Source organism: Microcoleus sp. MON1_C1 (assembly GCF_036701945.1).
Classification (GTDB): Bacteria; Cyanobacteriota; Cyanobacteriia; order Cyanobacteriales; family Microcoleaceae; genus Microcoleus.
Window position 1 is genome coordinate 1 of the sequence record NZ_JAUBRO010000099.1, and the last position, 8,350, is coordinate 8,350.

Consider the following 8,350-nt stretch of genomic DNA (forward strand, 5'->3'; position numbering starts at 1 on the left):
GACCATTGCCGTTCTTGATAACTGTTCGCTAGTCTAACAGCGAGCGCACTTTTTGACCTGCTTAGTCTAAACTCCAAGTAAGAACGGTAGTGCTGTAAACGATCGCTTCACCGTGAAATTGCTCCTAATGCTCTTAATGTTGTTTTTTGAGCAGTTGTCAACCCCGTTGCACCTTGAATATTCATACCTTCATAGAGGCGATCGCCTCTCACCGTTTTGATACAGCGTCCTGTAGCGACATCCCACAGTTTAATAGTGCGATCGTCACTGCCACTGAATACGATTTGACCGTCAGAGCTAAAGACGACTGATCTGACCCAACTGATATGTCCGCACATCACATGAAGACATTCTCCTGTTTTCAAATTCCACAAGCGCACGGTTTGGTCGTCACTGCCACTTGCCAAAAGTTGACCATCGGGGCTAATAGCGAGGATATACACGGCACTGGTATGCCCTCGTAATATTCGCAGACACGCTCCCGTTTGCACATTCCACAACCGGATGGTTTGGTCAAAACTGCCGCTCGCCAGAATCGGCTCGGTTGGATGAAATGCTAGCGTGTAAAGCCCACCCCCGTTCCCTTCTATCATCCGCAGGCAATCTCCTGTCTGCACATCCCAAAGGCGAATGGTTTGATCAGAACTGCCACTTGCCAGCATTTGCCCTTGGGGATCAAAAGCGATCGCCTGAATGCTACCCCGATGACCCCGTAGCACTTGCAAGCATTGACGAGTTTGAATATTCCACAGACGTACTGTCTGGTCATAACTACTGCTTGCCAGGGTTTGGGTTTGCCCTTTAGGGTTAAAAAGCACCGCTATTACGGGGGCATCATGAGCGATCCAGCGATCGCCCTGTCCTGTTTGGACATCCAATAGAAAAATTGAGCCATCTTGCCCATTGGTGGCGATCGTTTGACCATCTGGGCTAAAGCTTAAATTTGAAACTCGGCTGGTTTCTCTGTAGAGGGTTTTCCAGGGAAGCAAGCTGAGTGGATCGCCATCAACCTGCCACTGCCATAAGTGAATCGTTCCCGCTTGGCTACTACTACTCGCAAACAGGTGAATCATAGTGGCTGGCTCGGTTCCCCGTGAGGTAGAGTCATTCTGCTGTTGAGATGCTGTCAACGGGACAGGGCTAAAACTTAAGGAGTGTTTCCCATAAGTCGTATACCCGCTCAACGTTTTGAGGCTTTGCCCGCTTGGCATCTGCCACAAACGTACCGTTCGGTCTTGGCTAGCACTGATCAATAGCTTACCGTCTGCACTTATGGCGATCGCCAGAGTAGCTCCAGTATGCTCGGCCAGAATATTCGTACAGTGTCCGTCTTGCACATTCCAAAGACGAAGAGTTTCATCATCACTGCTACTCACTAAGATGCTCCCCTCTGGACTAAATACAATGCCTCGAACCCAGTTGGTATGCCCTCGCAGCGGTTTGAATTCAGGATTGGGGGAATGCGTTTTAGAATTAGATGGATGACTCCATAGTTGGATGCAGCCATCGAGGTCGCCACTTGCTAACCATTGACCATCTGGACTGTAACGCACACAGCGAACGCCAGAAGAATGCCCTTGCAACACATTTAAGCATTTTCCACTCTCAACATCCCAAATCCGAATCGAGGTATCGTTACTGCCGCTGGCTAAAGTTGGATAGTTGGGCGAGAAGTGAACGGAATAAACATTTTTGGTGTGTCCTTTCAAAACGTGCAAGCAGTCACCCTGTAAATTCCACACTCTCACAGTTTGATCATCACTAGCACTGGCTAACCATTGACGATTAGCGCTAAAGCTTAAAGACCAAATTCGCCCCGTGTGCCCGGCCAAAACCTGCAAGCACTCACCACTTTGCACATTCCATAACCGCACCAAAGCATCATTACCGCCACTCGCCAACGTTGTGCCATCGGGACTAAATGCAACAACCCAAACCCCACCGCTATGTCCCTCAAAAGTAGCGAGGAGTTCATGGGATGTGACATTCCACAGATACACCATCCCGCTTACATCACCCACGGCAAAACATTGACCATCGGGGCTAATATCGACTGATGTTGCAATCCCCAAGATCTCAGAAAAAAGGGATGTTGCTAAATTCGCATTTTGAAAATTGACTCCTGCCAAATTAATCTGTCTTAGGTCGGCTTGTCGTACTACGAGGTTAGAGAAGTCGGAACCCTGCAAATCTACTTTGAGCTGCACGAGCAGATTGATCAAATTCCCTGCCGCATATCCTGCTCCATATTCTGGCTGTTGTCGCTGTTGTGCCAGGAGCAGCTTTGCTCTATCTTCAACTTCTGACACATTTCGATAAGACGATAAAAGCCATTCCATTAAAGGCTGTACGATGAATCGTAATTGCATCTCTCGGATATAGTCTTTTGCCTGCACCCGAATCAATGAATGACTTTGCCATACATCAAGCTGTCGAGTTGTAAATTCTGTACACACCTGCTGTATCAATCGTTCCGTGGCATATTCCATGACTACAGGCTGCAAGAAAAATAATCCATCTGTTTTTTCCAGTAGTGACCGCCGGAGCAGCGAATTTACTTGTTGGGGAACGGTTTGTTGTGAGACTGCACCGATAATGTTTTGACGAATCTCGGAGATCGCCACCGGCTCTCTGTGAATAGCAAACCAGTAGAGAATTTTCTGTTCCTCTACTGATAGGCGATTGAATTGGCAACCGAGCAGATCGCGGATGTCTTCAAAGACAAAAACGCCCTGCTCAAGATAGGTTAAAACCTCTACAATGCTGCCGTTGAACAAATCTTGCGTGGCGGCTGCCACCAACTTCAGCGCCAGAGGATTACCGCCATAGTGATTAATCAGGGTTTGCCACTGGGCTTCTGAACCTGTAAACGCTCCCTTTTGCTGAAAAATGGCGCGTCCATCATCGGGCGTGAGTCCACTTAGAGAAAGTGCTCGCACTACGCTCTGTTCGCCTTCCATTAACGCGATTTCCCGTGGCTTTTCGCGACTCGTCAGCAAGCAACAGCTTTGATGGGGCGTTTCGCCCAGCGTTCTTAAAAATTGTCCATAAGCTTCATAGCCCGATCTCCACTGACCTACCTGCTCACTGTGCAGAATGGTTTCAGCATTATCCAAAATCAACAGACACCGTTGCGAGCGCAAATACTGCATCAACTTCGACAACTTTTCATCCCGTGTTGCCGGAATGATGGGATCGTCTCCCTGAAGTGGCATGAGAAATTTTAGCAGGCTGGTCAAGAGTTCATCGAACGAGGGTGCATTAGCCAGCGATCGCCATACCACAATCTCAAACTCAGACTGCATCTGTAGCGCTGCTTTGACGGCGATCGTACTTTTGCCAATGCCCCCGATACCCAGTAACCCAACCAAGCGACAGCGTTGAGCCACTACCCACTGCCACAGTTGCGTCAGTTCGGTTTCACGACCGTAAAACATTGAGGCATCAACCGCGTTATCCCAATCCTGCTGCGGATTTGCCCGTTGGCTTTCCAACGATTCCCCTGATGCTATCGGGGATACATAATCAGTCTTTGTTAATTCCAGCCCAAATGCCTGAAAAAGGATCTCTAGCGACTGCCGATCAACTCCGAGTTCGCGCTTAAAAATCCGGCCCAGGGTATTGAGTGATAGTCCAGTGCGTTCGTTTAAATCTTCCTGGGTAAATCGTTTACCCCAGGTTTCCTCCGATTCTGCCTGCTGTTTTGCCGATTGAAATCGCTGCCATCCATGAGGCGACAGAATAACTCCTCTGGCTCGTGCAGAGGCAACTCTGCTGTGCTTGGATTTCTTGGCATTGGCATCCATAAGCAAATTACCGGATTAAAGGGCAAAGCGAGTCTTTTTTATAAGGGGCTGCATCCTTTTGGGCGAATTGCCAACCACTGAATCAAGGTATTTTTTCCTGAAGGATACCACGCTTGACGATAAGTTGCAGCTTAACTCGATGAACTTGCGTGGGCTAAATGGAATGTCTGTTGAAGAATGAGAACAACGAGGTAAATGTCGAGTCAGTGCCTTCGTTCGCCTTGAACCCATTACATTGATTCAAAAGGTGAAACCATGAAACTTCAATATCGCGGTGTTAGCTACGAATACAATCCCCCAGAAGTTGAAACCACTTTAGGTGAAGTCGGTGGGAAGTATCGGGGATTAGATTGGAGATTCCACAATTTGAAAAAGCCGCCAGTGCTGCAACCAACGGTTAGCCTGAAGTATCGCGGCGTTTACTATCAAACTGGCACAACCCCAATCCCTAACAGCACTCAGCCGACAAAAACTCCGTCTTTCTCTACTCAACAATAGACGCGATCGCTAATTCACAATAATCAGAAGCGGACGCTCAAAAATCGTTAGCAATTTATGTTGTACCGTGCTGCTGCAGAATTTGGGTTGGCAATTCACCTGCCTGGTAATCTGGCAGGGGGGCATCTCGTTTTTGTACATCAGGAGCCTAGGAGAATTGGAATCTATTCTGTCGCCTTCTCCCCTGCTTGTGGGATACAATTGCACAATTGGGATGCTCCCCTTTATGGCTAACCTACGCAGCCAAAACTTCCTTGAAATAGAAGCGATTTACGCTGAGATCAGAACTTTCATTCCCCAGTGCAAACGCTTTGTTCTACGAGATTCGGGAGGCGGTGGTGGAATCCGCGGCTGCTGAGTTCATCGAAACCTTGCCGGAGCTGAGGGCGGTCAAAACCTATCGGGCGGGCAGCGGTAACGCCCGTGCGATCGCACGGACGCTCGTCACTAAGGCTCCTATACTCATCCTCAACGAACTTAAGAACGCACTGGACTTGAAGCACGAGCAATAAGTTATAGAGACCCTCCAGTGTCTACGTCACAACAGAACCATCAGCTTGGTCATGCACCGACTCGAAACCGCCGTAGACTGCGATCTGATTTTTGTGATGCAGGGGGGCGAGATCGTCGCGGACGGCACCCATGTCGAGCTTCATGCCCGACGGGGGCTGTACTTCCGAATGTTGAGCTACCGTTTTTGAAAAAAAACTGGTGAGGCTATACAGGTACTTATGAATAGGACTACTCAAGGATAAAGCTATGAAAACAGGGATAAATCGGCAGTTACGCTTGGCATCTCGTCCTGTTGGTGACATCAAGGAAAGCGATTTTGAGTATCGGGAAGAACGAATCCCCAGCCCTAAAGAGGGTGAGGTTTTGATACGGACTATCTATCTTTCGCTAGACCCGACCAATCGCATTTGGATGAGCGACATGGAGCAGTATATGCCTCCCGTTGAAATAGGGGAAGTCATGCGCGGTGGTATTATCGGTGTGGTTGAAGAGTCTAAGAATCAAAATTTTAAACAGGGAGATTTGGTTTCGGGTATGCTGGGTTGGCAAGATTATGCGATCGCTGAAGGGAACAGTGGCTTTTCTCTCACGCGACTACCTCACCCTTTGCCCTGTCCGCTCACCACATTTATGGGGCCCCTGGGACTTACGGGTTGCACGGCTTATTTTGGGCTTTTGGATATTGGACAGGCAAAAGTTGGAGAAACTGTGGTTGTGTCAGCAGCAGCAGGAGCAGTTGGTTCCATTGTTGGACAAATTGCCAAGATTAAAGGTTGTCGTGTGGTGGGTATAACTGGCTCTGATGAGAAATGCCGCTGGCTTATTGAAGAACTTGGGTTTGATGCAGCGATTAACTATAAAAACGTTGACTTGGAAAGCGCGATCGCTCAATCCTGTCCCAATGGAATTGATGTTTATTTCGATAATGTTGGTGGTTCTATTTTCGATGCCGTGCTGACCAAAATTAATCTGCACGCACGTATTCCTCTATGCGGTTTAATCTCAACTTATAATGCAACAGAACCTGTTCCCGGCCCTTATAATTACAGCCAAATTCTGACAAAGCGTGTTCGTGTGCAGGGGTTTATTATCCTCGATTATATTCCCCGATTGTCTGAAGCGATAAGCGACCTTGGACAGTGGCTCAATCAGGGAAAAATTAAATATGCTCTGGAGGTTGTCGAGGGCTTGGAAAATGCACCGAAAGCAATCCTAAAACTTTTCGACGGCAACAAGAAGGGAAAACTGGTCGTTAAAGTCTCAGAGGAACCTAGCTAATTACGTCAGATTGGCTGTGGAGTTTTTCGAGTGTGGTAGGTGAGGTGCGATCGCACCTCAATTAAAAAATCCTTGGGCTAATAAATAGCGTAATTATTGAGGCGAATACCAGAGTTTGCCGACGTACATCTAGCCTCTCTCTTCTTCCAGAAACGCTACAGTGTGCAATTTTTTTCGCTTAGCCCTTGCCCCAATACTGGCTGGACTGATGTCGAAGCGATCGCATAAATCCCGCTGGCTAATGCCCTCATCTAGTGCTAGGGAAGTGGTAGGTGTGTGCCTGAGAGATTCCGGCTTCGTTCTCAGGCGGCGAATTCCTCCCTCTCTGTTCTCCTACCAATTTAAATTGGTATTATAGCGGTCGCCATATAGATTAGGATGCTGAACGCAAGACGTGTTCCATTGCATCTCGGAGACTACCCAAGTAGTTCAAGTGTTTGCGAATGCGACTCTTTAATCACGACCAGCAGCGTTCAATTTTGTTAAGGTCTGGAGAGTAAGGCGGCAAGTACAGCACCTCACAACCTATAGATTGAATCAACTGCTTAATGCGTCCGCCTTTATGAAAGGTGGCGTTATCCATTACTACCCGTTGCCCTGCTTGGAGTATAGGCATTAAGCAGGTTTCCAACCAGGTCTCAAACACGGCTCTATTGCAAGCTTTCTCAACCGTGAAAGGAGCCATCAAGTGTTGCTGAGATAATGCCATCAGAGAGTCGCTTGAGAGTCGGAACACCATTATTTATATCTCATGTCCTGAGCTAATTGGTGACCGCTATAATTGATTTGTTCACCAATCGCTACAAGTTTGGATTACCAATTTAGAAATGAACAACAAATCGACAACATTAGCAAATCAAAACAGGGGCACTGCATAGAATCAGCTCCAGCTCATAGCCTGATTCTGGAACGCCGAAACAGCAAAGCAGATCCCATAAACATCATGACAAAAAACGCATTCAGACCCAATACACCCAACACACCTATGGATGCTTCTACCGAGGTCACTTGGGGCCTCTTGATAATCAGTGCAATCACAGGAACCAATGCCTGAGCGAGTGCTGTTGCAAACAACGTACGTGCCATTCCCCGTGGCCGTAAACGCGCGATGGTGGCACCGAGGATTCCAATGGCGACCACTCCGAAATACATCAGGTTAACGGGGTTGTCCTCAGACCCGATGATACCAACGGCAAGGTTCATCCAGACGAGGAGGAACGCTGTCGCGAGTGCAATGCCGACAGCTACTCGGTATGCCATAGTGCCCCCCTTCCTCGCAACCAGTTCATAGGCGAGACCCGTGCCAAAGATGAGGGTACCGGCGACAATGAAGTCGATCAGATCCCAGGCTACTTGATCGGTAAACAGCATTGCTAACAAGGGCATCAGCAATATGAATGCTGTCCCGAGTGCAAGGTAAATAATGTTTTTGTTTTGCATAATGATATATGTTATTTTCTCTCTCATAATTCCCGCGGATGTTTCGACGAACAGCCAAAGAGCATAACTAAATAATTCTCGTCCTTCCTCTGCACGCTCTCGGAGAAGATCGGTGAAAGTTTGCTTCATTCCCTCACCGAAGCGCTCATAGTAAGGCTTTGAGTAGAGACGAAGCAGTTTTGCATACCAGTTCCGGTATCGTCGTATTAAGCGTTCGTTCATATGTCCTAGGCAAAAGTATTCGGAAAGATCCGTTTTTGTTGAGCAACCATCAGAACTGCGCGGTATCGCTCCAATTCCGCAGCGAGTGCTTTTTTACCGAGCCCGGTGATTTGGTAGTAGATCCGCCGCTCGTCGTCCATTTTTGGGTCTATCTTTTTGTCACTTTCACATATCAATCCCGCCTCAATCATGCGACCAATCGAGCCGTAGAGCGTTCCAGGCCCCATCTTTACCTTTCCCTGTGAATCTGACTCGACCTGCTTCATGATTTCATAGCCATGGCGCTCCTGTGTGGAGAGTGCGAGAAGGATATGAAACACTGCTGGGGTAAGGGGTTTATTGGTTGTGTTCTTTTTAGCCATACCTCATACTATATCCGTTACGGATATATGTCAATACGATGCTAAAAGTCTGAAAAAATACCACGCTTCACCATAAGCTGCAGCTTAACTCAAGGAACTTGCGTGGGCTAAATGGAATGTCTGTTGAAGAATGAAGACATGATAGAAAGCTAGGTTAATACCAATTTAATATGAAGCTGCATAGAATAAAGCTTCCAGAATGAAAGTGTAAGAAGATAGTGAACTGATTTC

Annotated in this window: 7 protein-coding genes and 1 pseudogene; 3 read left to right on the top strand and 5 right to left on the bottom strand. The window is 47.6% G+C overall.

Annotated elements, in window-relative coordinates:
• Positions 1–107: 107 nt before the first annotated feature.
• Positions 108–3,806, bottom strand: coding sequence for a WD40 domain-containing protein (locus QUA62_RS28495; RefSeq protein ID WP_333408174.1), 3,699 nt, complete (start codon positions 3,804–3,806; stop codon positions 108–110).
• 255 nt (positions 3,807–4,061) lie between these two features.
• On the opposite strand from QUA62_RS28495, the gene QUA62_RS28500 reads away from it, so the two are divergent.
• Positions 4,062–4,304 carry a DUF4278 domain-containing protein gene (locus QUA62_RS28500; RefSeq protein WP_333408175.1) on the top strand — a complete coding sequence of 81 codons (243 nt, stop codon included), beginning with the start codon at positions 4,062–4,064 and terminating at the stop codon, positions 4,302–4,304.
• Between the two features lie 311 nt (positions 4,305–4,615).
• Positions 4,616–4,816, top strand: coding sequence for a hypothetical protein (locus tag QUA62_RS28505; protein ID WP_333408176.1), 201 nt, complete (start codon positions 4,616–4,618; stop codon positions 4,814–4,816).
• Positions 4,817–4,837: 21 nt separating this feature from the next.
• On the opposite strand, the gene QUA62_RS28510 is transcribed toward QUA62_RS28505, so the two are convergent.
• Entirely contained in the window at positions 4,838–5,053 is a 216-nt protein-coding gene (locus tag QUA62_RS28510) for a hypothetical protein (RefSeq protein ID WP_333408177.1), read from the bottom strand.
• A 10-nt stretch (positions 5,054–5,063) separates the two neighbouring features.
• On the opposite strand from QUA62_RS28510, the gene QUA62_RS28515 reads away from it, so the two are divergent.
• Positions 5,064–6,095 carry an NADP-dependent oxidoreductase gene (locus QUA62_RS28515; RefSeq protein ID WP_333408178.1) on the top strand — a complete coding sequence of 344 codons (1,032 nt, stop codon included), beginning with the start codon at positions 5,064–5,066 and terminating at the stop codon, positions 6,093–6,095.
• Positions 6,096–6,468: 373 nt separating this feature from the next.
• On the opposite strand, the pseudogene QUA62_RS28520 reads toward QUA62_RS28515, so the two are convergent.
• From QUA62_RS28520 to QUA62_RS28530, 3 genes and pseudogenes are all read right to left on the bottom strand, one after another.
• Positions 6,469–6,834 (bottom strand): annotated as a pseudogene (locus QUA62_RS28520) (transposase).
• 152 nt (positions 6,835–6,986) lie between these two features.
• Positions 6,987–7,757 (bottom strand): hypothetical protein, encoded by a 771-nt coding sequence (locus QUA62_RS28525; protein WP_333408179.1) that lies wholly within the window; start codon positions 7,755–7,757, stop codon positions 6,987–6,989.
• Positions 7,758–7,762: 5 nt separating this feature from the next.
• On the bottom strand, positions 7,763–8,119 hold the full coding sequence (locus QUA62_RS28530; protein WP_333408180.1) for a PadR family transcriptional regulator: 357 nt from the start codon (positions 8,117–8,119) through the stop codon (positions 7,763–7,765).
• Positions 8,120–8,350 lie beyond the last annotated feature (231 nt).